Source organism: Fulvivirga ligni (genome assembly GCF_021389935.1).
Taxonomy (GTDB): Bacteria; Bacteroidota; Bacteroidia; order Cytophagales; family Cyclobacteriaceae; genus Fulvivirga; species Fulvivirga ligni.
On record NZ_CP089979.1, the window covers coordinates 4159193 to 4185908 of the forward strand.

General features: G+C 39.0%; 23 protein-coding genes. 5 read left to right on the forward strand and 18 right to left on the reverse strand.

Translation table 11 applies throughout. From position 1 onward, the window contains the following. Window positions 1-198: 198 nt before the first annotated feature. On the forward strand, window positions 199-570 hold the full coding sequence (locus LVD16_RS17495) for a hypothetical protein (RefSeq protein ID WP_233769570.1): 372 nt from the start codon (window positions 199-201) through the stop codon (window positions 568-570). 788 nt (window positions 571-1358) lie between these two features. Here the strand turns inward: LVD16_RS17495 and LVD16_RS17500 are convergent. The 10 genes from LVD16_RS17500 to LVD16_RS17545 form a co-directional block, all read right to left on the reverse strand. Beyond that, complete coding sequence (locus LVD16_RS17500; RefSeq protein ID WP_233769571.1) at window positions 1359-1964, reverse strand: transposase; 606 nt, start codon at window positions 1962-1964, stop codon at window positions 1359-1361. Between the two features lie 49 nt (window positions 1965-2013). Further along, window positions 2014-2679: an IS110 family transposase gene (locus LVD16_RS17505; RefSeq protein WP_233769572.1), complete on the reverse strand. Its 666-nt coding sequence runs from the start codon at window positions 2677-2679 to the stop codon at window positions 2014-2016. Window positions 2680-3580: 901 nt separating this feature from the next. After that, window positions 3581-3934: a hypothetical protein gene (locus LVD16_RS17510; protein WP_233769573.1), complete on the reverse strand. Its 354-nt coding sequence runs from the start codon at window positions 3932-3934 to the stop codon at window positions 3581-3583. Between the two features lie 40 nt (window positions 3935-3974). After that, entirely contained in the window at window positions 3975-5816 is a 1842-nt protein-coding gene (locus LVD16_RS17515) for an MGH1-like glycoside hydrolase domain-containing protein (protein WP_233769574.1), read from the reverse strand. Between the two features lie 231 nt (window positions 5817-6047). After that, complete coding sequence (locus LVD16_RS17520; protein WP_233769575.1) at window positions 6048-6314, reverse strand: hypothetical protein; 267 nt, start codon at window positions 6312-6314, stop codon at window positions 6048-6050. Between the two features lie 5 nt (window positions 6315-6319). Continuing rightward, window positions 6320-7129 (reverse strand): heparan-alpha-glucosaminide N-acetyltransferase domain-containing protein, encoded by an 810-nt coding sequence (locus LVD16_RS17525; protein WP_233769576.1) that lies wholly within the window; start codon window positions 7127-7129, stop codon window positions 6320-6322. After that, complete coding sequence (locus LVD16_RS17530) at window positions 7129-9555, reverse strand: GNAT family N-acetyltransferase (protein ID WP_233769577.1); 2427 nt, start codon at window positions 9553-9555, stop codon at window positions 7129-7131. Before LVD16_RS17530 ends, LVD16_RS17525 begins: the two co-directional genes overlap by 1 nt. 17 nt (window positions 9556-9572) lie before the next feature. Next, window positions 9573-10757: an MFS transporter gene (locus LVD16_RS17535; protein ID WP_233769578.1), complete on the reverse strand. Its 1185-nt coding sequence runs from the start codon at window positions 10755-10757 to the stop codon at window positions 9573-9575. 3 nt (window positions 10758-10760) lie between these two features. After that, a complete protein-coding gene (locus LVD16_RS17540) occupies window positions 10761-12086 on the reverse strand; it encodes a lysine N(6)-hydroxylase/L-ornithine N(5)-oxygenase family protein (protein ID WP_233769579.1) in 1326 nt (441 codons plus the stop codon). Window positions 12087-12110: 24 nt separating this feature from the next. Then, window positions 12111-13640 carry a pyridoxal phosphate-dependent decarboxylase family protein gene (locus LVD16_RS17545; RefSeq protein ID WP_233769580.1) on the reverse strand — a complete coding sequence of 510 codons (1530 nt, stop codon included), beginning with the start codon at window positions 13638-13640 and terminating at the stop codon, window positions 12111-12113. A 357-nt stretch (window positions 13641-13997) separates the two neighbouring features. On the opposite strand from LVD16_RS17545, the gene LVD16_RS17550 reads away from it, so the two are divergent. Then, window positions 13998-15695: a phytoene desaturase family protein gene (locus LVD16_RS17550; RefSeq protein WP_233769581.1), complete on the forward strand. Its 1698-nt coding sequence runs from the start codon at window positions 13998-14000 to the stop codon at window positions 15693-15695. Here the strand turns inward: LVD16_RS17550 and LVD16_RS17555 are convergent. After that, the gene (locus tag LVD16_RS17555) at window positions 15692-16240 is read right to left on the reverse strand and encodes a hypothetical protein (RefSeq protein ID WP_233769582.1); all 549 of its coding nucleotides are present in this window, start codon (window positions 16238-16240) and stop codon (window positions 15692-15694) included. The genes LVD16_RS17550 and LVD16_RS17555 overlap by 4 nt on opposite strands. A 58-nt stretch (window positions 16241-16298) precedes the next feature. Then, window positions 16299-16904: a hypothetical protein gene (locus tag LVD16_RS17560; protein WP_233769583.1), complete on the reverse strand. Its 606-nt coding sequence runs from the start codon at window positions 16902-16904 to the stop codon at window positions 16299-16301. Window positions 16905-17132: 228 nt separating this feature from the next. On the opposite strand from LVD16_RS17560, the gene LVD16_RS17565 reads away from it, so the two are divergent. After that, window positions 17133-17546: a hypothetical protein gene (locus tag LVD16_RS17565; RefSeq protein ID WP_233769584.1), complete on the forward strand. Its 414-nt coding sequence runs from the start codon at window positions 17133-17135 to the stop codon at window positions 17544-17546. A 169-nt stretch (window positions 17547-17715) separates the two neighbouring features. Here the strand turns inward: LVD16_RS17565 and LVD16_RS17570 are convergent, their stop codons facing one another. Genes LVD16_RS17570 through LVD16_RS17590 form a run of 5 tightly spaced genes read right to left on the reverse strand, consistent with a single transcriptional unit; the run spans window position 17716 to window position 22366 of the window. Beyond that, complete coding sequence (locus LVD16_RS17570; protein ID WP_233769585.1) at window positions 17716-19206, reverse strand: amidohydrolase family protein; 1491 nt, start codon at window positions 19204-19206, stop codon at window positions 17716-17718. Window positions 19207-19229: 23 nt separating this feature from the next. Then, window positions 19230-19844, reverse strand: coding sequence for a hypothetical protein (locus LVD16_RS17575; RefSeq protein WP_233769586.1), 615 nt, complete (start codon window positions 19842-19844; stop codon window positions 19230-19232). Between the two features lie 16 nt (window positions 19845-19860). Then, window positions 19861-20703: an alpha/beta fold hydrolase gene (locus LVD16_RS17580; protein ID WP_233769587.1), complete on the reverse strand. Its 843-nt coding sequence runs from the start codon at window positions 20701-20703 to the stop codon at window positions 19861-19863. Window positions 20704-20707: 4 nt separating this feature from the next. Next, window positions 20708-21727 carry an amidohydrolase family protein gene (locus LVD16_RS17585; RefSeq protein WP_233769588.1) on the reverse strand — a complete coding sequence of 340 codons (1020 nt, stop codon included), beginning with the start codon at window positions 21725-21727 and terminating at the stop codon, window positions 20708-20710. Between the two features lie 60 nt (window positions 21728-21787). Continuing rightward, window positions 21788-22366: a Crp/Fnr family transcriptional regulator gene (locus LVD16_RS17590; protein WP_233769589.1), complete on the reverse strand. Its 579-nt coding sequence runs from the start codon at window positions 22364-22366 to the stop codon at window positions 21788-21790. A gap of 654 nt (window positions 22367-23020) precedes the next feature. Here LVD16_RS17590 and LVD16_RS17595 point away from each other — a divergent pair. Beyond that, window positions 23021-25249, forward strand: a complete 2229-nt coding sequence (locus LVD16_RS17595; RefSeq protein ID WP_233769590.1) for an ATP-binding protein — start codon at window positions 23021-23023, stop codon at window positions 25247-25249. Between the two features lies 1 nt (window position 25250). Then, a complete protein-coding gene (locus LVD16_RS17600) occupies window positions 25251-25655 on the forward strand; it encodes a response regulator (RefSeq protein WP_233769591.1) in 405 nt (134 codons plus the stop codon). Window positions 25656-25730: 75 nt separating this feature from the next. Here LVD16_RS17600 and LVD16_RS17605 read toward each other — a convergent pair whose 3' ends face one another. Then, a complete protein-coding gene (locus LVD16_RS17605) occupies window positions 25731-26579 on the reverse strand; it encodes a DUF1206 domain-containing protein (protein WP_233769592.1) in 849 nt (282 codons plus the stop codon). Window positions 26580-26716 lie beyond the last annotated feature (137 nt).

The following is a 26716-nucleotide window of genomic DNA, read 5'->3' on the forward strand; positions in this document are numbered from 1 at the left end:
CTCCGCTGCGCTGCGGCCGGAATGACGTTATGAATGGGGTTATTGGTGTTTTCCATATTTAACCTTACTAATCAAGATATGGATATAGGCCGTAGCGATGCCATCTGGGTGATGGTATTTATCGTAGTTTAATACTATATCTATTGAACAATATCATGCATATTTACCTCATGAAATTCAGACGCACGATTATTTTACATGAAAATACTTAATCGATCCCACACTAGCGTTCTTAAAACTATAAGCTGGTGGGAATACAATCGGCTCATTTACAACCTGTACATGTTGATTATTGGCTTGTTGAGCTTCTTTGTCGGATACATTACCATTCCCTTTGTGTACATACTTATCGGTCTTAGTCTTAATTTAGTCTATACTATTTCCTGGCTAGCAGAATTACTTTTCATAAGACCTATTAAATCAGATAGGATTACCAGCATTTATACAAGATCATTTATACTCATATACTATGCCTATTCAACCGTAAGTGTACTTCTATATATTCACTTCCCCGCTTTACTGGACTGGGCTGTAATGCTTTGGATGCCTAATGATAGTGTGTCGAGGTGACCGCATGAGATTAGGTATGCAGCTTGAATGCTTGGATGGATAGAACTTAAACACCTTACAATAAATTGGTTATCCTTTCCTGTGTTATAATCACTACAGTACTCATATAGCACCAAACTTATCCCATAACGTCATTCCGGAATTCAGTAGCGTAGCGGAAGAATATCCGGAATCTTACTGTTAGGTTTCTGGGGACTGAACGGTAAGATTCCGGCTCTCCACTGCGCTGCGGCCGGAATGACGTTATGGACGGGGTTAATTGTGCTTTCCATTTTAAACTTACCAAATCGAAAATGAATACAGTCTGTAGTTTCGTAGATGAAGACACCTACAAAGGCCCAATGAGAAGGACCTCGACCGTCCACCCTTCGACGGGGCTCAGGTGACTCAGTTATGCAGTAAATCTTGCTGCTCAGTCGTGCGGTGAGAGATGATTGAAATGCTGGTTAATCTCAAGTCCTTAGTGGCAGGGCTTATCTATGAAATGCTGCAGATCTCGGAAGACCCTGCAGCAAGAAAGACTTTTTTGTTACTTTTTTGGTCGATTGCAAAAAAGTAAAGTAACTGTGGTTATGGAATACCTCATGTAAAAATCGCATTACAAATGCTAGGCTCTATAAATCCTCGTTATAAACAAGGATTAGGGAGAGGGTGAATGTTATGTTAATGCGCACACCGCGAGTTTGTCACTTCGAACGGCAGTGAGAAGTCTATTAATTAAACGCCTCTACACATTGAGTGCTAACAAACTGAATAGATCTCTCCTTCCGTACCAATGACGTAATAAACTAAATAGGTATTTGTTCAAGCTCATAACCTAATTCTTTAGCTGTTTTTATTAGCCACTTTTCTCTATGAAGCTGCATTTTTTCTTCATATGCTTTGATCCCTTTTTCTGTGTAGTCAAGACCTTTTACCATAAGCCGCCAGTAGAGTACTGCCAGTTTTCGTGCTGTGGCTTTAGTCGCTATTCCAGGACCTCTTTTGCTTTTTAATCTGCGCCCAAAAGCACCTAGTGCTATCTTTTTGCTTTCAATTAAACTTTGGGCAAGTTGCCTAAATATTTGTCCAGCCTTCGGCCTGTACTTTCGGTTTCTGGTTTTGTTTTTCTTGCCGGACTGGTGTTGACCTGGAGATAACCCTAGCCATGAAGTGAAATGTTTCTCGCTTGGCCAATTATAAAGTTTCAGACCTATTTCCGAATACAATTGTAGCCAGGTATAATCGGTAATACCCGGCAAACACGTAGCATCTTTGCCTGAAAAAATTTTAAGTAGGTGTCCTCCTAAGTGGTCAATATCAGGTTTATTATGCCTAACTGGTTTTCGGTCTTTAACAGACTCTATTTCATTTTTGCTTTGCATATCTGAATCGTAGTTATTGACCCGTTTCATAACTTCCTCTAGTTTATGGTCACATGCCTGTATTTGTTGCTTATAAAATTTATAACCGCTGTATGCCTGTTCCAAAGCAAACAACCCAGCCTCGGTATAATAGCCTGAAAGCGCCTTGAGGACTTGAGATGCCTTTTTTTTCTCTAATACTGCTATGGCACAAGGATAAGAGCTTTTGGGCATCACGTTCTCCTGACAGGATGGCTTCTATGATTGCCAGACCACTGGCTCCATGTACCTGACTGAGCACCTCTTTGAGTCGAATATTCATCTCAATTAGTGACTTTTGCATATGATTTACATGCATAGAGGCTGTTCTCAGATGATCTTCTCTCAAGCGCTGGTAAGCACGAACTTCCTTTACTTGAGCATCGGGAACAAAACAGCGATTCAACAAACCATGACTATGGAGTTGCTGAATCCATTGACAGTCCTTTACATCAGTCTTTCGACCTGGTACTTGTCTAGTCTGGCGCCCATCTACTAACCAGACATCTAAACCTGCTGATTCAAGGATCTCATAAAGGATGATCCAGTAAACACCTGTAGCTTCCATAGCCACTGTCTCGATCCCCTCTGATAATAAATAGGAAGATGCCTCTCGAAAACTTTCAGTGAAGGTCTCAAAAACTCGAACATCCTTGTTTTCTAAGGACACAAAAATGTGCTTGGCACCTATATCTATGCCTGCAGCATTTGCTCTCATCTTTTTCATGACTAAAATATTTTAAAAGATAAACAAAGACCTGTAGGATGAAATATTGTACACGACAGACTACCAATCGGACATTCCTAAACAAGGAAGTACCATACTTTGTGACTCCTATCTATCCAACCATGCTCGAGGACAGGCAAATTGCACTATACGAGGTACGGCTATGTTGTACAGGCCACTTCTATCTTAACGTCATTTCGTTTTGTGCGGTTGGGTACCAAATGTTCGGTCTCGAGATGACCGTTTGAGGTGAGGTAATGCTGCTTGGATGGATAGAACTTAAACACCTCATAATAAATTGGTTATCCTTTCCTGTGTTATAATCACTACAGTACTTATACAGCACCAAACTTATCCCATAACGTCATTCCGGAATCATGTAGCATAGCGAAATGATATCCGGAATCTTACTGTTCGGATGCAGCGGCTGATTAGCAAGATCCCGGCTCTCCGCTGCGCTGCAGCCGGAATGACGTTATGGACGTGGTTAATTGTCTTTCCATTTTAACCTTACCAAATCGAAAATGAATACAGTCTGTAGTTTCGTAGATGAAGACACCTACAAAGGCCCAATGAGATGGACCTCGACCGTCCACCCTTCGACGGGGCTCAGGTGATTCGGCTATGCAGTAAATCTTGCTGCTCAGTCGTGCGGTGAGAGATGATTGAAATGCTGGTTAATCTCAAGTCCTTAGTGGCAGGGCTTATCTATGAAATGCTGTAGATCTCGAAAGACCCTGCAGCAAGAAAGACTTTTTTGTCACTTTTTTGGTCGATTGCAAAAAAGTAAAGGAACTGAGGCTATGGAATACTTCAAGTAAAAAATCGCATTACAAATGCTAGGCTCTACAAATCCTCGTTAAAAACAAGGATTAGGGAGCTTCTATTGGAAACTTAAATGTTATTTTTCTTCTCGATAATCATAATCACAGAATATGGCTAACATTTTTCGATCTCCATTCTTTTCCTTTAAATACAACATTGATTTCTTCATATGTTCTTTCTTTCCCTCTGCTAAAGCAATATCAAACTCTAAAGACACATCTATCATACCAGTGTCTCCAATCGGAGTTATATCACCAATTTTTAGATCGATTATCTCAGCATCTTTAGGAATATTTTTGCCCTCACAGTAACCTTCTGATATCTTTGAATAGACATCTTGAGTAATTTGCTCTTCAAAGGTTAATTTAGATCCACAACTGATGCTAACTAAGACAAATACTACGACCAGTACCCTATTTAACTTATTCATTATCTATGATTTAATTTAAAAAATGTTTATTAATATTGAATTACAACTCCACCACCAACTTATCACCAAGCTCATTGGTTTTACTAACCAACTTACCATCTACCCAAATGCAAAGCTTGCTCTGGTTTCCTGATTCTTTTTTATCCCAGTCTTTTTTCCAAACTATGTCGATAAGATGATCATGGTAGTTGATATTCCCGAGGTAGAAGTATTCCCATTCATCTTGAGGGAGCAATGGCTCCAGGGAGAATTCATCTTTGTGTGAGCCTTTAAAGCCCAACAGATCAGAAATAAGCATATCGGGGAAGGTGGAATGGAAGTAATCCTTCACGCCCCCAAAGGTCTCCCCGTTGCTGGGGATATAGAACTCGCCGATGTTTTTCTCTTCACCGTGCATCACTACCAACTTATCCATCAGGCTGTATAGTAATTCCTTATCTTCTTCAGTGGCTTCTTTTTTATAGTTTCTCAGGTAGTTAGCGTAAGCTTTGTTTACTACAGAGTTTTGAAAAGGCCATCCACGACCATTCCAGGCATAGGCTTGTTCATTGTATAGTGGATGTTGTATTTCTGCCGTGGACATGCCTTTGGTATTATTAAAACCCTTATCTGACCCTAGCATTTCCCAGGCCGCACTGTACTCATTTTTGCCTTGAGGCACCATATTAAAGTACCATGGGGAATAGCCTACTGATTCACGCACTTTTGATGCTTTGTCGGTCACGCCATATTTGTTGTCAGCAGCTGTGAAGGAATAAAAGAAGCTATCTTCCTCATTCCAGAGCGTGTTAAGAGTTTTCTTTTGCTGTTCTTTAGCCCTATCATAATAGGTTTTGCTCTGATTTTTATCTGCTTTATCTCCAGAATCTTTTGCTTTCAAAGCATACAGATTTCCTAAAGACATAAGATTACCATAATAATAACTGTTGATAGAAGGACGCGCCAAAAACACCTGAGGATAGCCATGAGCAAAGGCTTGAGGATATTTATTTACCCAATCCATTCTACTTACATCACTTATCGTATTCCAGCCTAAATAGTACTTCTTCCAATCTTCTGTTGTATATATTTCATAGGGACCACCACTTTCAATCAACGGCATAGTGGCCGATATGGTAAACTCCATACCATCATAAAGATCAAGCACCTTGTAGAGTCCATCTGTAACGGCTCCTTCCTTATGGATGGTGAATTTATCATCCCACACTTGCTGGTGCTTTTCAAGGTGAGGCAGCAATTGGTCTCTCCATGCGTTATCAGGGTGAATCTTTAGAAAAGCCTCGGCACCATCGATCATCCAGCTACTAAAGTGGTGACTTTCAGGTCTTTTTATATAGGTATGAAAATTAGTACCATCTCTTTGATCATGTTTAGAACCATATCCCTGCATCCAAAAATCAATATATGATTGTAAGTATGTCTTATCCTTAAACCATCTTAAATCATAAAACTGATGGCCTGCAGGACAAGAGATAGCCCCGCTCATACTGCCGTGGCCTGGCCAGCCAAAAAACTCGGTAAACACCCAATAATCTTTATTATCATCCGGGTCCGTCCATTTTCTGAAATGCTTAGAGATCATCCACCAGCGATAGTTATAAACTTCTGTAAAATTCTCGTTGGATGATATGAACAAGGGCACATTATCCTGTAGCAGTTGATCTTTTTTACTGTTATCAAAAGGAGAATCAGATTCTGGCCTATTGGGATAACCATTAAACTCTTTCACGTTATCAGAAAGCTTGGTTGAAGCAGCTTGCTTTAACCTTTTCAATTCAACATCATAATCCGTCTGTTGAGCAGAGGCTGCTATTGGTAAAGCCACCAAAAGAATGGCTATATGAAAGGTCAGTTGCTTCAATGACCTGGATAAATATATCATTTGAAAATTTTAGACAATAACTTTAATTTATTGGTATTACTATTCACCACTGCTCTAAATAAGAACCCTGAGCTTCAAGTAAATCGATTTACCAGAGGTAAAGATACTTGAAGATATTGATGAAAGCTTTTGATACCTAAAAATTAAGAGTGACTCATACTGATAATCTCATCATTCATTTCCAAAATAAAATCACCCCAGCTCTACCAAAGCAGACCTGGGGCTGCTGATCTAGGCTATTGCTTTCTTGCCTACCTGTTTTTTAGCTAGTTTAAAGATGTAATTCACCCCAAAAGTAGCTAACACTACCACGGGCATTATCAGCATGGTTTCCAGAGGAGATTTGGACTTATAACCAAATATCATGGCACCCCAAAACACCAGTGTCCATTGAATAACATACATGGAGGTAACATTCTTACTACAATAATAGACCAGGTTAAGGAAATAATTAGATTCAGTATTTCTAATCAGGAAATGAACGACCCAAAAAGCCACTAGATTTAACCCAAGGAGATAAAACGCACCCCAGGTCCCAAATGAAAAAAGTCTCCAAAATGATATGTGAAATTATAATAACATAATGCACCACCCACAGCTAAAAAGATAAGTCCATATAGCAACATTTTCTTGAACAGTAAGTCTTGATCATTTTGCATTTCTTTATAATAACGACCGAAAAACATCCCAGCAAACATAAACGACATCCAGGGAAACACCGGAAAATAAACATGCCAGGCATCACTAAAGAATAATTCACATAGGTAATGTAATACAGGGATATCTGTGGAAAAGCCGGATAGCAAACGGGAAGGAAGAGCTATTAACAATGCTATCACCAATAAAATGAATTTATTTTTCACGTACCGGTTAGCCCATCCCATAAAAAACAGCGCCACGCCGGCTAATTGTAGAATATCTCCAATAGTAGCCAGCCAAATCAGCTGACCTGAACTTAGCGGTCTGACCCAACCGTAGTCTTGAAGGAAGCCCTCTGGCATAGTGTGAAATAGCTCTAGTGGCACTATAAATTTTAAAACATTCATTAGGTATCCTACGCCTAATATGATAAGCCCTCTTTTCATGGATCCTGCCACGCTCTGTCTGCTGGACAGAACAAATGAAACTCCCATAGATACTAAAAACATAGCTGTGCCCTTACCTAAAAAATGAATGACATGTCCTAATGTAGAATCTCGCTGAGTCTCTATACTTCCATACACCCATAATGTATGTACAAGAATCATAACTAGCACACTCATCCCCCGGCCGAAGTCTATGGCCGAAATTCTTTTATTTTGAAGCGTTTCCATTACACATTGCCCTCCATTTTCACTCTCCTAAAGGTAGCTACAGGGTTGGTCAGTTTACCGAAAAACTGTAAAGCCGCCGCAGGATCGGCCAGATTCACCATTTGCCTATTGTTTTTTAGCTGCAGCCGATTAAGGCATGACCTATCAAACTCTTCTGCAAATAGATCAAACTTCATATACTTATGCTCATATTGTGGCCAATCTTCCTGGTATTCATAAATAACTTCAGCTACGGTTTGCCAAAAAACGCCTTCTGTACAAATATTCTGTTCTTCCAGTATGGCACTTAAAAATCTAAAGAAGCAATCAAATACGTCGGTGAATATTGAGAGTAATCGGATATTTTCTGGCACATCGGCAAATATTCTCTTCACTTCACCACTTAGCTCTACCTCGCTACTCAAGACTTGCATTTCCTCTGTAATATCTTTCATTATAGCCTTTACCGGAACATTCTCTTCCATAACCAAGATCAGGTTTTCACCGTGCGGCATAAAAACGGTGTCATACTTATAAAAACAATGAAGCAAAGGTTTCATATAACATTTGAGATAACTCTGTAACCATTGCTTTGCTGGTAAGCCTGAGGCATTGATTAATTCTGCCACTAATGACCGGTTGTCTTCATCGTTATGAAGTAAGGCTGCCATGGTCATGAGCCTCTGTCCAGAAGCCAGCTTTGATGATGGGCTCTCTCTCCATAAGGCCGAAAGCATCTTATTATAAGCGTTGGTCCTACCCAATTCTTCAAAATAGAAATTTCTATAGCCAACAGTGGCTACTTCACCCAGCATTTCAAAACCTTGATCTTTTAAATATTGATCATTCCCCAATGTTTGATTTACCCACTCAGTAATAGCAGGAGTACCACTCATATAATATGGAGATAAACCCCGCATAAATCCCATATTCAAAATGGAAAGGGAAGTTTTCACGTAGTATTTATCGGGTTTAGTAATATTATATAATGTTCTTATGGACTGCTGAGCTAAATATTGATCGCGCCCCCTTCCCAGGTAAATCAATCTTTTATTGGCGATGTCAGGAGAAAATATACTTGCCAATTTGTTAAACCACTGCCATGGATGTACTGGTATAAAGCAATACTCGTCAGCACTAACTCCTAAAGAATTTAGCTTATCATTAAATTGATTCACTACCTCATCGCCAAGCTCATTTGAAAGTAAATTCCTGTACGTCAGACCGTTGACATGAGAAAAATTGGTCTGTTCTTTATGACCAGCTAGCCATATTAATTGAAAGCTTGTATCAGCTTCAGGAGCATATTTTTTATAATCTACAGTATCAAATCCAATGCGTCCGTTATTAGCTACAAAACAAGGGTGACCGGCGGTCATAGCATGCTCTATCTGCTGGTATTCTGCATTGATGAGTTCAGTAGCCGGAGTGGCTTTGGTCTGTCGCATATAAGCGCTACCGTAGAGAGTGCTGGCAATCTCCTCCAAATAGGTAGGCAACATTTCAGCCGGTATGCCAAGGGTGTTTTTAAAATCCAATATGAATGACAATCCATCTAATGCAGCTGTTTCATCATTAACTTTTTTGGTTATGCTGGTTTCATCTATAGACCAATGATCTAAAGCCAGCTTTTTAGCTCTAAAGTAATAGATTACTCCAGGCTGGTCAGCGCTTAGTGCATAGTGCTCATATCCATTGCTGTCCTTTTCAAATGATTTTGGTTGCAATATCAATTCATGGGCAAACTCACCAATAGCTTTTCTAATAAAAATGATATTAGCTTTTGACCAGTTTTTCTCATTCAGGTGATTTACGGCTTCTTCAGGATCATTGGCTAATGTGATAGGCCCACCTAGATCATGCTCACTTTTGGCTATTCGATAATCAGATTTTGTGCAGAAGGCCAAATGAGCTGTTTTGTGAGGAAGTTTTAATGATTTATCATATTTAAATCCGGCTTTCTTATTAAGTACATGAATTTTCTCATTTCTAATATCGGGCTCTACCACTATCCTATTTACTTTTTCATCTGAAAATATAAAATCCATAATAGTAGTAAACACATGCCAGGTGAAATGGGCAATTTTGCTCTTTGGAGGAGCTATTAGTATATGCATGCCAGCATCTCCTGGTTTTACATCATAGTATTTTCCTATGAGATCCTGCTCCGGATCATACCGTTCTAGCAAAAAGATTGGAGCATTATTGTAATATGCCATAAAGACTTGGGTATGGCCATTTACTATTTCCTGGTAAGCAGATTTAACCTGATCTAAAGAGGTATTCTGCATATCCCAGTATTTTGCGTAATCTTGGTTGACCCACTGGTGGATGTACTTTGACTCACTTTCTACATCAAAAGCGTATAATTCAAAGACACCAATGCCTTTGATATGCTTTCTGAAAATGGGCTTTCTATTATTTTTAGGTTGAATTATAAAAGACATGTTTGAAATTTTAATTTTTATTGATTGGAAATTGAAGGCTTCCCCAGTCCCTCCCGCGAACTTTTAAAGACCAGGCAATACAATGATAGGGTGATTAAAAAGCCAGCTCCAGCTATCCAGAATGGAATAACTAAGCCGTACTGATCTACCATTACCCCCACGCCAAATGAGGTAATCAGCACACCCAAATTCTGAAAGAAATGTATCTTGCTGTAATCTGTAGCATAGGCTTTTGGGGTACTGAGTTCAAATAGTAGCACATCGAATTTTATCACCGCATGATAGATGGCCCAGCCATAAATTAGCCGTCCAACAATTATCACCCATGCTACCTGTGAGCCCTGTAAAAGTAGACCTGCAACACCAAGAATTATGGAAGGTATAATAGCATTGAAGCCGTCTTTGGCCAATATTTTTCTATGATCAAGCCATAAGGCTACAAGAGCTACCAGAGCCGGAAGAGCATACATAGAACCAGAAACTATTTTACTATCATAGCTTGAGATTGCTTCCCAATACACGGAAAAGAAAGGCCTTATCATATAGGCACTACCATACAAAATCATGGTAATTAGACCTAGTTTTAAGATAAAATCTTTAGGAAGGAGATCGCTTTTTTCGGTAGGCTCGTCAGGTAGCTTATAGTCAGTATTATAACGGGAGCTTCTAAGCAGATAAAAGCTTACTGCCATCTGAATAAAATCACCGGCGGCCATAACCAGAAATATAAATTTAGGATTGAATGAATCTACAGCTGCACCACCCAGAATGGCTCCCAGGATACTACCAAAATGTACCACTACTGATAATAGCCCAACGGTGCTGGTATGATTCTCCTTTTCCACCAAGCTCATTACATATGGATAGATAAGCAGGTAACTACCCTTAAAAACTATCATAGTAAGGGAGATGACCCAAAACAGTGCTAATGAATTTATCCGAAAGCAGTAAACGCACAAGAGCCCTGCCGCCAACTGCGTGTAGACCAGCAACTTTAACTCAGCTACCCGTTTGGTTACAAACGCCCAAAGCGGAAAAGCCACCATTACAGTAAAACACATGGCAGCAATGTAATACCCCACATGTTTGGGATCACTAACCCCAAAAGTGCCTTTAAAAAACTGAGGGAAAAACGGATGAAGCATGGAGTCACTTACCACCGCCAGCAATGTCATGCCAATAAGAAATAATTTAAGATTCATGGGTTATACTAATTCAAGTTTCTGAATAGCTTTTTCCTGCGGTGCACCAAACTGTTGAAAGGCAATGCTTTTTTCTAAAGGATAATGCTCTGTGCCCGTCATCTCCTTTATTATATATGAGTTGCGATAGCAGGCCATCCCCAGATCCGGAGTGACAAAGCCATGAGTATGAAGCTCAGCATTTTGCACAAAGATTTCTTTACCTTGATGGTCTATACTGTAATTTCTATTGACATCGTACCTGCCCTTATCATCCCATTTTATACGCCCTTCTACGCCTTTAATAAAGTCTGGCTGACTGTATTTGTAGCCTGTAGCTAGAACAAGACCTTCCGTTTCATGAGTAAAAGGTCTCTCCTGTTCTTGCTGGAATAGGTTAAGTTGAAATTTACCAGTGGCAATATCATATTCCGCTTTTACCAGCTCAGAGTTAGTCCTTAACCCCACCTGAATATCTGCCACTAGTTTTTTAGTGTAGAGCAAATCAAAAATATCAGATATAAGAGAACTGTTAATTCCTTTGTAAAGGTGTTTTTGATGGTTTACTAAATGATCTCTCTTTTCTGCATTTAAATTATAAAAGTAATCTACATATTCCGGAGAGGTCATTTCCAAGGTGAGCTTGCTGTATTCCAATGGAAAGAATCTGGGTGACCGGGTAATCCAATGGAGTTCATACCCGTGATTATCTGCATCCTGTAGCAAATCATAAAAAATCTCAGCAGCGCTTTGGCCACTGCCAAGCACAGTGATAGATTTCTTCGCCTGCAGTTGGCTCTTATAATTAAGGTATTGAGAAGAATGTACAGCCCTGTCTTTAATTACCGAACAGCAGTGTGGCACATGGGGTGAAGTACCGGTGCCTAGCACCAGTTTGCGAGCTTTAATAGCAGCAATTTTTCCAGTACTTCGCTTTGCTGTTTCTATCACATAAAAACCTTGCTCTTCATCATAGGTAATATTTGTCACTTCGGTCTGAAAGTGAACATTTTCAAGCTGTTCTACCACCCATTTGCAGTACTGATTATATTCATTTCTCAGTACTAGAAAATTTTCTCTTATGTAAAAAGAATAAATTCTACCTTGCATTTTGAGGTAGTTAAGAAAGCTAAACGGACTTATGGGATCGGCCAACGTTACTAGATCTGCCATAAATGGAATCTGCAAAGTAGTATCTTGCAGCATCATACCAGGATGCCAATTGAAGCCTTCTGATTTATCGAAAAAGATACCATCCAGTCCATCTAAGGAATTTGTAAGACATGCCAGCCCTAGGTTAAAAGGACCTACACCTACACCTACAAAATCATATATTTTATCGTTACTCATGTTTAATTGTATTAAGGCTAATGGTTAATTGTTTCTATAGTAATGATCGCCATGTTCTTCTATAATTCCAGCGATCTCTTCCATATCTGAGAGCTCTGTTAAAGGGTTGAGAAGAGTAAATTTTAAATAGACCTGATCGTGGACCTTCGTACTGGCTATCAAGGCCTTACCTTCATTGAACATGGCTTTTCTAATATGTGCATTTACGCCACATAAATCTGTTTTAGTGGCAGGAAGAGGATTATATCTAAAAACTATGGCACTTATTTCCGGTTGATTCAGAACTTCAAATTTTCCTCGCTCCCGAAGCATAAGGGCTGTTTGCTGAGCCAAAAGAATAATATCATCAATGTATTGTCCAAGCTTTCTTCTGCCCATCATTCTTAGTGTCATCCATAGCTTTAAGGCATCGAACCTACGGGTAGTCTGAATTGATTTCTTTACCATATTAGGCAGGCCTTCTTCCTCTTGCTCCTTAGGGTTAAGATAGTCAGCATGGTATTTTATGTAATCCACATGCGTTTTATCCCTCATAAAAAAGCCACTGGAGCTAACTGGTTGAAAGAATGTTTTATGATAATCAATGGTGACAGAATCTGAAAGCTCAATACCATCCAATTTATGACTGTGTTTATCACTCAGCATTAAACCTCCACCATAAGCAGCATCTACATGAAACCATAGTTTATAGGTCTCTGCCACTTCTGCTATAGCTGTGAGGGGGTCAATAGAGCTAAAATCGGTTGTACCCGCTGTACCTACCACAGCAATAGGAACATTACCCTTTGACCTCTCATATTCAATAGATTCAGTGAGAGCATTCACATCCATTTGAAAGTTTTCATTAACCGGTACGGCTACAATAGATTTTTGTCCCATTCCTAGTAAGGCTGCATTTTTCTTCAGGCTAAAGTGACTTACTTCGGAGCAAAATATTCTAAACTTAGAAGCATCATGAGGTAGCCCATCCAGCTTGGGGTCTATGTTATAGTGCTTATGGATAAAGTGATCTCGGGCCAGCAGTAAGCCCATCATATTAGATTGAGTGCCTCCACTGGTGAATATACCATCACTATTTACCGGATAACCTATCTTATTTAGTGTCCAATCTATAAGCTGTAGCTCTATCAACGTGCCCCCGGCACTCTGATCCCAGGTATCCATAGATGTATTTAAGGAACTAATAATTACCTCTGCAGCCAGTGCAGGCGTGAGTATAGGGCAATTAAGGTGCGCCACATACTTGCGATGATGAAATGAAACAGCGTCATTCAGATACAGCTCTTTAAGTTCATCCAGCACTTCGTGCAAGCTAGATCCGTAGCTGGTGTCATCTATAAAAACCTTTGAAAAACGACTTTTCAACATCTGCACAGAGGCTCCACTAAAAGGATTATCACGGCTTTCAAGGTGCTCCATCACGGCATTCACCGTCTGGTTCATACTTTTCTGGTAATAAGCTTTGTTTTCAGGAAGCTCGCTGAAAATATATTTATACAATTGGTCTTTAGTAAGCCCATCAAGAAGTTGATGGGCATAGCTATTCTGCAGCATATACTTAAGTTTAGGTTGAGTTAATTATTTAGAATAAATCTAAATAGACCGCAAATGTATAGGCCATAACATCATCCTACAATCGCCAATTATAGTGGTAGAATCACTAATATTGGTTACTGTTGATAAACTTTGAAGTTTTGTCTACCAGATCATCAAAATGTTCTTATCCCTGACACCGAATATCTTAAGCTCAGACATTATCAGCTAATGTTAGCTATGCTCACTCACTAGGTTTAGTTACTAAATGTGATCTGAAAAAAATTAGATCAATATGGTTAGGTAGAAATGGATTAACACACATACTCAAGAATTAAGGCTTGCTATTCACTTCTTTATGAATAGATGTTTTGTATATTGGCCTGTAATATTTTAGGTAGTAGCAGCATGCAGTTTGATAATATCATTATAGGATCGGGAGCAGGTGCCTTATCGGCAGCAATTTGTCTCTCACGCGAAGGTCAGAGTGTCTTAGTTTTAGAACAGCATGATGTGCCTGGGGGATGGTGTCACAGCTTCTACCTTGAAGGCCATCAGTTCTCGCCTGGCGTTCACTACATAGGCATGCTCAACGAGGGCGGCTCTACGCGAGAATTATATGAAGGACTTGGCGTGGCCAATGATCTTACGTTTTTTAGAATGAGAAAAGAGGCCTATGAACACTGCCATATTGGTGACGAAAAGATAGACCTTCCATCTAATTTCCATGATCTCTATCAGGTATTATCAGAAAGGTTTCCTCATGAGAAAAAGGGATTAAAAAAGTATTTAGAACTTATTGAAAATGTAGGTAAGCAGCTGGCACTTATACCTGAGATGAATGGATTTTGGGATCATATCACCATTCCTTACCGCACCAGACATCTGGGCAAATATGGATTATTCAGCCTTAAGAGAGTCATCAATTGGTTTATTAAAGATCCGCTTTTGCAAACCGTACTTAACGTGCAGAGCGGAAATCATGGCCTCCCTCCTGCCAGAGCCAGTTTTCCGGTTCATTGCGCTGTGATGGACCATTATGCCAAAGGCGGATTTTATCCTAAAGGTGGTGGAGCAGCCATCGTAAAATCTATGACCAAACTGATAAAGAAGAATGGAGGAGAAATTCGCACCAGCACCAGTGTAAAACAGATTTTGGTTGAAGATACAGGTAAGAAAAATAACAAAAAGGCCATTGGTGTAGAATTGGACAATGGCGAACAAATTTTTGCAAAACGTATCATTTCCAATGCTGATCCTGAGGTGACATATAGAAAACTAGTGGGCGAAAACCACTTGAGTAATGGATTGATCAAAAAGCTTAATGGCACCAAATATTCTTCTGCCTGCCTCATGCTCTTTCTAGTGGTGGACATGGATTTAAGAAAGGCAGGTATAGACAGCGGTAACATCTGGAAAGCAGCTAAAATAAATTTGGATGAGGCCTATGATGATCTTTTAGACATGGACGTGGCCAAAGGCGAAAAAATGCCTTCTCTATTCATCAGCTGTCCTACCATAAAAGACCCTACCAGCTTTAATGGTCGCTACCATACCATAGAGGCTGTAACATTCACTAATCATAAGGCCTTTAATGAATTCAGAACACCTGAGAAACGAAAATCCCAAGCCTATCAGGATTTAAAAGAGGCCATTGCCAATAAAATGATCAATGCCATTGAAGAGGTGGTTCCAGGTATTCGTGAAAAGATTGTCATACAAGAATTGGGTACTCCTTTAACCAATGAGTATTACATTAATACCACCAATGGCTGTGCTTATGGCACGGAGAAAACCTTTAAACAAGTAGGTCCCCTCTCCTATAAACCAAAGAGCGAGATCGAAAACCTGTATCTATGTGGAGCCAGCATTCTGTCTCATGGTGTTGCCGGAGCCACATTCTCTGGGGTACAAACAGCAGCAGAGATATTAGGCTGCAAGCAGAAAGACTTAATACAACCCATTGAAGGTCAGCGACTCAATGTGTATGATGCCGAAGATGATAAGGACTACCCTGAAGAAATATTGGCAAAAATGAAAGTAAGGAAGTCTAGAGCGAAGGTGGAGTCTAACTAAATGTTAGACTTTAATTTTAAATTATAACCAAGCCATTGCTTTACCTCATCTGACCTTTCCGGGTGATCCATTAAGTATTTGCGACAAACCTGCTCACGCCCTTTTACCTTATTATTTAAAGTTCTGTCAATAATATACCTATAAGTGCTATCGGCAAACTCTGACTTGCCTATATTGTGCCTCCAAGTAGAAAGAATCCTATTTTCTTCATCGTGTAATGAATATAGATCATCAAAGGATTTTTCCACTAATCTAATTCCATTATTCACTTCACTAACTGTTCCTTGATCCCTAAATAGTTGAGAAACAACTTTTCTAGGTCCGTTTGTGAAATTTCCATCTAGTGACTTAATGGATCGGATAAGTATTCCTCCGTAGCCTTCACGATTATCACTTTCCCACAAAGTAATATCTAATCCACTATTGTGAAATCGCCATTGCCAAGCATCCAAATTATGCTCGTGAGTGCTGCTGTCCCTATGCTGTTCACAATTAAAATAAAATTCGATTTCCACCAATCTGTATTCCACTTTGTTACTTATCAAAACAACATGATTAAAAAGGTATTCCGCTAGCCTATCAAATTGTGGTTTCAAATCATTTTTATTTATTATTATTCCTTTCTCCATCATTATATTCGTTTTTAATCCATTTACCTAAAGCGAACAAGATCTTATCAATAGTATCAAGATCAGAAATTTCATGCTTCTCAATCCAACCTTGATAAGCATTTACATCATCCCAAGTGATTACCCTTTTATTTAGATCCACCTCATCAGTCCTACGAGCCAATCTAAAAGCCCTGATGACATGCTGATCAATAATGGGTTCATTTCTATCGCAGAGATGCCTACCAAATTGCTGAAAAACAACAGCTCTATTATTCTCAGGTGGTTTACCCTGTATCCCCTTAACAAGATGCCTTTCTTTACCTAGATCACCTTGTTTCCATAAGATAGATAATAACAGCTTTTCTAGAATAGAGAATTCATCAGCCTTTTCAAAGTTGACTACCTCATCTTTTAAAATATCGAGGTCTTCTAGCTTTTTTAGCTCATTCCTGGTAATTTGAAATAAAAGTTGAGGGTATTTACTTTCATTAAAATGATACTTGATAGGAACATCCTTTAATATTTCCTCAGGAATAATTTTTCCATTCGATTCTTCAATGATATTGAAAATCTCTTCTACCTTTTTCACTATAGACATATTTCGTTTTTAAATATAACAGAAACAATATAGTCTATCTTAATTATATAACATAACCATTTGAATTAAATCAGTTCAAATCGATTTAGCCAAAAATTCAGCTAAAATAAATTTCATTAATGACAATAATTTGATATTATTGACTAGATTTGAATTCAGAAAACGATTGCAATTTTACTAATCAACCCAACCCCTGTAAAATGAATTGAGAATTTAAATATTTTAGTTATGGCTTTATCTTTTGTAATTGATGAGAACAGAAAAGAGTTTGAGGAGTTAACACAGGTGGTTGAAAGATTGGAGCTGAAACACAAAATGAAATATTTCTCAAAGGTGCGTGATGCGATTAATTATATCAATGATTCCGGAGTAACTCCAGATTTCATTTTTATCAATCATGAAATGTCGTTTTTGAAAGCTTATACCTGGTTTAGAGCGATAGATGGGATGCCTAAGCTTTCTGAAACTTTGAATGTACTTTACAGTGAAACAGTGCCTGCTAACATACATATATTTCCGTCTATGAAGGTGGATCATTTTTACACGAAGCCTTCTAAGCAGAAACATTATGATGATATTTTGACAAGAATACTGTTTAAACCGGAGACACCCTTTTACGTGCTTCCGTACCAGTTTAATTAGATAACACAGACAGGTTTTTCCCTCACATTATGTGAGAAATCCTAAATGCTACTACTGGATTTTAGAACCTGACAAAAAGCTCTCGGCCTCACAGGGAGCTTTTGTTTTATATTGTCTATTAGGTTTTAGCCATAGACCCAAGAAAAAAGATTTTAATTCCAGAAATCACTCAATACTCCAAATCTTTTAGCATCACACTAATATCATCCTCAGAAGAATAATGGCCGTTGATCATTACTCCACCTATGGCACCCATGTTTTCTACACTTTCTAGTGGGTTCTTATTGAGAAGTACCAGGTTGGCCTTCTTCCCTTTTTCCACTGTGCCTATCTCCTGCTCCATTTGCAAATATTCAGCGGCGTTGATGGTGGCCATGCGTAAAATATTTAGTGGTGATATACCAGCATCGGCCAATTCTTTAAACTCCTGATGCAAAGAGAAGCCCGGCACTATCCAGCCTGCAGTTACAGCGTCTGAACCTGTGAGCATTTTCACGCCTTGCTCGTCATAGAGTTTTACTAGCGCTAACTCCTTTTGATAGACTTGTATCAAAAATTCCTTTTCCTCATCAGTGAGTGACTCTTCGTAATCATTAGTCACCTCCTGCCAGGCCTCAAGCTCTTCAGGCTCTATATATTTTAGATTAGGATTATTCTTATGCTCATCCAGAAAGGCTAACATACTGGTTTTGAGTCTAATGAAAGTGGGCACCTGCCATGTTCCATTTTTCACATATACCTGAGCCGCCTGAACCGAAAGTGTCTCATCATAGGTGCTAATAATCTTTTGCATGCGCTCATACTCTTCTTCACTGAAGCCCTTCATAGGGTTGATCAGCTTTTTCTCAATTATACCATGGGCCAATCCTGCGGCAAATCCAGGCACATATTTCAAAAAGCCTGGTACTGTGGGGGCTTCACTAAGTAACTGATCTTTTTCAGGAGAAGCTACCACGAGACCTCCTAAGCCCATGCCCAAGTGCTCTATGGTAATAAAGCCAGAATCAGATGCCATGGTCATATCCACTGGTGCAGGCACATGTCCTAGTACTCTAATATTGCTTTTACGGCCTTGGGCTAACGCTGCGAAAAACACATCAGGCTCCACAAAGGCAATTTTGATAAAATCAGCTCCTTGCTCCTTTTCTGTCTTTACAAGTTCAGAAGCTTCTTCTACATTAGTGCCATTATTGGGCATTAACAATTCTCCAGGCATAGCCAATACGGTTGGCTCATCTTCAAATGCTGGTAAAGTACCATTAGCTCTCTTCTTAAGAAGTTCCTCGCTCCCTGCCATCTCTCTAAAACCCGTTATACCATTGGCAAGCAATAGTTTAAAATTATGCGTAGGATCTGGTTTATTGAAAACATGTAAGTGCATGTCAATAAATCCCGGCACTACATATTTGCCAGTCGCATCAATTGTCTGAATGCCATCGCCGGCAGGTAATGACTCTGAAATATCAGCAATTACACCATCCTTGATTAGCACATTGGTAACATCAGAAATGGCTCCACTTTTAGGATCCACAACTTTCACATTCTTTAATAGAATGGGAGCTGCCACATCTACTTCTCGTTCAATTTCCACTAAAGTGTGCTCTGAACCACAAGCGGCGAAAATCAATAGTACCAACGAAAATATTATTCCTTTTTTCATCCTTAAAATCCCTTTACTAATATTTAATTATTCCACTTTAACCAATCATCCATCTCTTTATAGATGTTTGCCACCAAGTCATCTCTATCTATTCCTGGTAGATCGTTATTCACTACATACCCCATTTGGGTTAAAGCATATGATAGACAAGCATAACTCGACCTAAATTGTTCAAGCATAGACTTTGAAATCTCAAGCTTGCCTCCAGGCACTACTGTGTTAATACTATCTTGCTCATAGACGGCCGTTAAGCCATTAATCAACCACTCTTCAGCTTCTTTTTTTAAACTATATATCAATTTAGCATCTGAGTTCAATTCACAAAGCACATTTTGAATTTTCAATCGCTTCTGTATGGTTGCCATAACAATTGCAACAGCTCTGTCTCCATTTACCCAAACCAGAGTATTATGAAGCTTGTGAGGCGCCCTTCCCTCCATGTTCTCTGACGCCTCTACAAACCCAAAACCTGTCCCTTCATACCAACTAATGCTCACTTTAGAATTCTTTGAAAAGCACTTTTTCATTTCTACCCACTGAGCATTATCTCTACAGAACCTTTCGAACTCTATTAATTCCTTGATTCGCTGCTTTTCTAAATCTACTTGGTAAGATGTGGCAGTCGGTTTTTTTAACAAATGACTTAACATCCCTTTATACTAACCCTCTTTTCTTTAAGCCATCAATCAAGTCGACTGCAAATGTCGGCGGATGCAGTAGATAGCCTAGATGCCCGCCAGGTACATACAGGACATCTGTTCCGAACTGACTAGCCAGAATAGTAACTGGCCATGCCGCCACTGCCTGTATCGACTCCCTACCTACACAAAAGGCTATTTTACCTTTATTGGCTCTGAGCACGTCCGTATCAAAATCAGTAGACGGGTATTGTCTTACTTCATGTTCGAACCAATAGACTACGTTGGGATTATCACTACCATCATTTTTCTTCATGATTTCCCCATCAGCCGTACCGGGGATGTATGAATCTACAAACTTGCGTTTAGCAGCTCCTGCTCCCTCTTCCTTATATAAATCATATAGGTCATGATTAGCCTTTTCCCAATTTTCTGTATCATTTAGGTATTTTAAAGCCGTGGGTTCATGCGGAATAAGTGCTTTTATTAAGTCTGGGTGTAATGACATTAACTGAAGAGAAACCAGTGCGCCGGAGCTACTGGCAAAAACATATGCCGGCTCATTAGTAAGGTATTTGATTAGCTCTGCCGCATCATTAGCATCAGTGTTTATTCGTTTTGAATAATCTTGATCCCCTTGTAGCTCAGATCCCGAAAAGCCTCTTCTATCATAGGTGGCCACGGTAAAAGTTTCACTGAGGATTTCCCTTATCCCGTTAAATATAAAATGATCACCATTCGCACCCGGTATCATCAACATCAACGGTCCGTCTCCTTTAGTTTCATAGTATAATGAAGCGCCATCTACGTTTAAAATTCCAGACTTCACACCTTCAACAGATTGATTCATACTTTTCATAATCTTAAAATTTTAATTTTAGTAAACTTTCAACATTTTGATAACCGATCTTATGCTTATCAGCTTCGCTAATGGGAGCGTTTTCCAAGAATGCTCTGGCCCCATCATGTGGCACATATGGATAATCTACTGCATATAAAATACGATCAGCCCCTATGATCTGCATACTATGTAGCAGAGAGGGTACTGAAAACATACCACTAGGCGTAATATAAAAATTGTTTTGGAAGTACTCTGAGTAACTACGATCTAAGTTTTTAGATACCGGGGTTAGCACATTTGAGATCCGCTCAAGATAAAAGGTGGCCATCTCACCCCAATGTCCGAGTATAATTTGAAGGTTTGGATATTTATCAAAAACTCCAGCGGCCATCATCCTCACACCGTGGATTCCTGCCTCATTATGCCACCCCCAGCCAGCTGTAGAGAACCTGGCACTCACTAACGGATCTAAGCCATCAAAATAAGTATCATACACCGCCTTTGGAGGCACTACAGGGTGTATATAAATAGGCGTTTCTAATTTTTCTGCAGTAGCCAAGATGGGCTCAAAAGATGGGTGATCCAGAAACAAGTTATTGGTTCTGCCATTAATGATCGCAGCATTCATTCCTAGCTCATTCACACATCTTTCCAACTCATAAACAGCCGCCTTTACATCCGCAGTGGGCAGAGATGCAAATCCAGAGAATCGGTCAGGATAATTCTTCATGGCTGTACCTACCAAATCGTTAGCTTTCTTAGCTACATGAGCTGCCTCCGAGCCTGCAACCATTTGTAGTCCGGGGCTGGTGTAGGATAATACCTGCATATCAATGCCATGTTTATCCATATCCGCTATGCGCCCGTCTGCCAGATCGGCAATCTGTTCTAGTGAAGGAGAATACTTGTCATTAATGCTATAGGCATCCTGAAAATGAGGGTTTAGAGCCTTTACCTGATCAATATAGTACGCACTGATTTCCTTAGTGGCAAAATGCTCTTCAGTGGTAATTATCTTTAGCTTTTTATCTTTTGTAGTCATTATTGTAACATTTATGACTGCAAAAGAACAGGAACGCTCACCCTAAAACATTGACCTAGATCAAAATCGACTTTTGGACTTTAATCGGCTGAGGGTTTCCTCCCTTACATCTAAAAAGCTTGCCAGCACCTTATTAGATACCCGCTGAATAAACTCGGGTCTTTTTTCCAGCAGTAGATCAAAGCGCTCCTGGGCAGTAAGTGTAATGTGATTTTCTATTTTTTTATTCTGAAAGAAAAAAGCCTCTTCTAGCATCATACGGTAAAACCGATCCCACTCAGCGTATTTGTCCAGCAGGTAGAAAAATGAATCCCGGTGTAGGCCTAAAAGAACAGTATCTTCAAGTACTTGAAGTGATTCAAGAGAAGGTTGCTGCTGAGTAAAACTCTGTAATACAGTAAGAATTCTATCCTCAAAAGCAATTAACCTGGTTTTTTCTATCCCACTTTTGGTGATATAGAAGGACCTGGCACCTCCTTTCATTATAAAGTAAAAGTAATTGCACACCTCATTGCTTCTCAATATGTAGTCATTCTTCTTATACTCAAAAGTGATGAGCCGATCATGAGCCTCCTCTATCAAGGCCTCATCCATGACCATGAAATGAGAAATGATATTCTTAATGCGTGGATAATACATGAGAAAACAATAACTGGATTTGTTACAAACTATACAAACATAAAAAAACTCCTAAAATTTAATTTAGAAGTTTTTTATTCGAACCCAATTTAACCCTACTTCTCGAGTAGTATCTTCAATCTCTTTTGGCCTTTTATATCTTTTCAACTTAATCACCTTGCCCTGTCATTGAAAGGTTCAAAAATCCAGGGCAACACATGTCGTTTGATTCATCAACTAACAAACTCCGCCCACACTCTAATCCTGAAGGTCGGGCATAAGCGGCAACCATCAGGAGAATAAATATAATAATACTTATAATCCGTTTCATTTCGCTTCACTTTAAGTTCAATACATTAATACCAATAGAGATGCCAAACAGATGAATTTATACACCCATACTTCGAAATCGGGAAAAGTGAAGTGTAGAACGGTTTAGCTTGGGTTTGTTTTGCTTATACTCTCGTGGTTTAAACTCATGTTTTTTCCACCATTCGGAAAACTAGCCATTATATGTATCCAAATGGGATGCTATAAGTGATAACAGGTTTGACTGTTTAACAACAATTTTTATTTTTATTAATAAACTTATAACCATATCATAAAAACTCTGTTATACTTTCTTTTTTGTGCGTAATAAATTTCATAACCTAAACCCATCGTGTTAACTAAATAATGGCTGATAGTACTTTTATAAAAGAAGCATTAAAACGTTGTGAAGATGAAAAAATACATCTCATTGGTTCCATTCAATCTCATGGCTATCTTGTTGGCGTAAATAGGCATGATTATATCATCAAGTATGTAAGTGAAAACATAGAATTGCTGTTTAAAGGCGAGCTACTTGGTGAAAAAATTGACATCATTGATGGTCAAATCAACACTTCGGTAAGTGGAAACACGCTAGTAGAGCTTCTTAACACTCAGGTAAGAACGGAAAATTTTGATGGTTATAATCCTTACAGCATTACTCTAAATGGTGTGCCTTATAACCTGATCACACATACTATATCTGATCTCATTGTCCTAGAATTTGAACCCGAAACAAATGATAGTAAGGGACTGGAAATCAACTCATTCCTAGGTGATGTACTCATTCACCTTAATGTATCTAACAAAACCCTGAAAGAAATTTTTGCGGTAGCTAGTATTAAACTTAAGGACTTGCTAGGCATGGACAGGGTGATGATATATCAGTTTGATGATGACTGGAGTGGCGAAGTGATAGCTGAGGCTAAGGAAAGCGATCTTGAGCCTTATTTAGGCCTGCATTTCCCGGCTACAGATATACCCAGACAGGCTCGTATACTTTACACCAAGAATAAAACCAGGCACATAGCCAGCACACTTTCTGAACCTGTTCACATTCTCTCCAAGTCAAATAAACCATTGGATCAAAGTTTCTGTCAGCTTAGGTCAGTTTCTCCGGTGCATATAGAATATTTGAAAAACATGGGCGTAACGGCCAGTTTTTCCATTTCTCTACTTTGCCATGGTAAACTATGGGGGCTAGTATCATGCCATCATTATTCGCCAAAATTTCTAGATTATAATACCAGAAAGGCTAGTGAAATCATATCGCATTATCTTTCTAATATCGTGGAGTTAAAGTCTGACAAAGATTTAGCTGAGCAAAGAGACAAATATGAGCATGTGGTCCAAACTCTGGAGACTCAGATAAGAGAAGACTGGAATTTAAAATCTGGACTAACATCACACAATACCAATTTACTCTCTTTAAACAGAGCTCAAGGTGCTGCTTTGTTTATTCAAGATGAAATAACAGTAATTGGAGAAACTCCTTCAGAAAATGATGTGAAGGCTATTATTGATGCTTTTTTCAATAGTGATATTCAAGAGGATGTTTTTCACACCACATCTCTTGCACATTTATACCCTTTTACTGAGAAAATGAAAGATGTGGCCAGTGGTCTGATGATAGTGGTCATATCTAAAGAGCTTAAAGAGTGTCTTCTTTGGTTTAAGCCGGAAAAGATACAGAATGTAAGCTGGGCGGGTAAACCTGATAAGGTGCTTACTACCAGCGACGAAGGTGTTGTATCCTTATCACCTCGCAAATCATTTGAAAAGTGGGAAACTACTGTTTCCAATACTTCTGAGAGCTGGCGCCCCTATGAAGTGGAAGCAGCAAAAGTGGTAAAGGAAAAGATTGAAACCTATCTAAGGCTTAAATCCAATGAGGTAAGAAGATTAAATGAAAAACTGACTTTAGCTTATGACGAGCTAAATACCTTTAGCTATACCCTATCTCATGATCTGAGAACACCATTGAATAACATTCATGGTTATCTGGAGCTGTATCTGGAAGAAGAAGGGCTAGATGTAGCTGACAACTTCTATTTACAAAAGGTGATGTCAAACACTGAATTGATGCAAAAAATGATCAAGGAGGTAATGTCATATGCGCAAGTAACCCAGGCAGAGGTAGAATTCACTGATGTTAACGTGCATGAGGTAATTGAGGAGATTCAAGCACAGCTGCACAAAGAGTCACCCAACTGCGTTATTCAAAACGAGCTATCTCCAGATCTCATTATCCAGGGCAATGCTGTAATGCTTTTTCAGATACTGTTTAATCTGGTAGAGAACGCGCTGAAATACCGGGACAAAAATAAAGAGTGCTATGTTAAAGTATTTAGCGAACAAAATGAAGAGAAAATTGATTTATATATAGAGGACAACGGTGTGGGCATTGATCCCAAGGATTTAAATAATATTTTTAGATTATTTAAGCGTGTGAATAGAGATCCTGCAATACAAGGTTCCGGCGTTGGATTGAGTATTGTTAAGAAATTAATTTCTAAGCATAATGGTACTATTGAAGTTACCAGTGAAGTTGGAAAGGGATCAATTTTTAAGATTACATTTAATAAAGTGCAATAACATGGATATTGTTTGTGTAGAAGACAACGAAGACTTTACATTTTTTCTCTCTAAAGCTTTGAAAGATTTAGAGACTATAGAATACGGCATCTACGGACAAGCTACGGATGCTATGGGAGCTCTAAGTAATGGTGAAATATCACTTCCAAAGATGTTTCTATTAGACATTGATTTGCCTGATATGGATGGTTTTACATTTCTTCGTGAATTGAGAGACTCTTCCTTATACAGGAATATACCGGTGGTCATGCTTTCATCGTCAGATAATCCGACTGATATACAAAAGGCCAGCCAGCTGGGTGCTAATGCATATGTTACTAAGCCAGGAGGTTTTAAGCAGATAAAAGGTATGGTGGCAGATATATGTGACTTTTGGTTAAAGCATCATAAGCTTCCAGCTGCTTAAGGAGCTTGGTACTACTAATACAAAAAGGCCGTTTCAAAATCTGAAACGGCCTTTTCTATATAGTTTAATTCCTAATTACTTAATGTGGAATTCTTTATATCTTGATACTACTACCATATAAACAGCATATCCTATTAGTCCAATAGCTACTGCAGCCATTAACCATGGTCCACTGCTTGATTCTTGTAAGAATGAAAATGCACCTGAAGTACCCTTCACCTGTGAAGCATCATGATTATTAGCAGCCTGGAAGAAGAAATAAGCCGTGATACCTATTAATATACCTCTAGCTATAAATCCTATAGCACCAGCTTTTTTCACAATAGATTTTGCCTTCTTCACACCTACATTCATTCCTCTTACTCCCTCATAATATTCCTTATTCTTTACTTTAATAATTTGATATATGGCCTTAACCATTAAAAGTGCAGCTGCAATATAAATTAAAACCACCCCCCAGGTATGTTGTAACATAGAAGATACTATTCCTTGTTTTCCACCTCCAGAACCTGATCCTGAACTACCTAATACTTGCATTACAGCATACACTGCAAAACCTAAATAGATAACGCCTGATATGAAAAATCCGGCCTTCATCACTTTTCTTTTCCATTCTTCTTTCTTCTCAAGCTTTTCTGACTTACCTGCTACCTGCACGAATCTATAGAATGCATAGCAAGCTAATCCTATGGCCATTAGAATAACTAAGACCTGTCCAAAGGGTTGTTTTTCAAGGAAGTCAATTACTTGAGATTTACCAGCTTTTTGTCCGCCCATATTAAAGGCCGCAAGTAGTGTTAGTACACCTGCTATACCGTAAACTGCGCCCTTAGCAGCATGACCTATACGGGCTAGTTTTTCCTTCCATTCAGTATACTCAAATGATGATTTCGCTGAGCGCGCTGTTTGTGTAATAGTTGACATATTGGTTGTTGATTTTTGATTATTAAATGTTTGACATTCAATAACCTAAAACCATGCCTTACGCCTCATTATCACTTTAGAGGGATTTCGTATGCTAAAACCGGAATTTTATTCTACCACGGTGGGGAATGATGGCA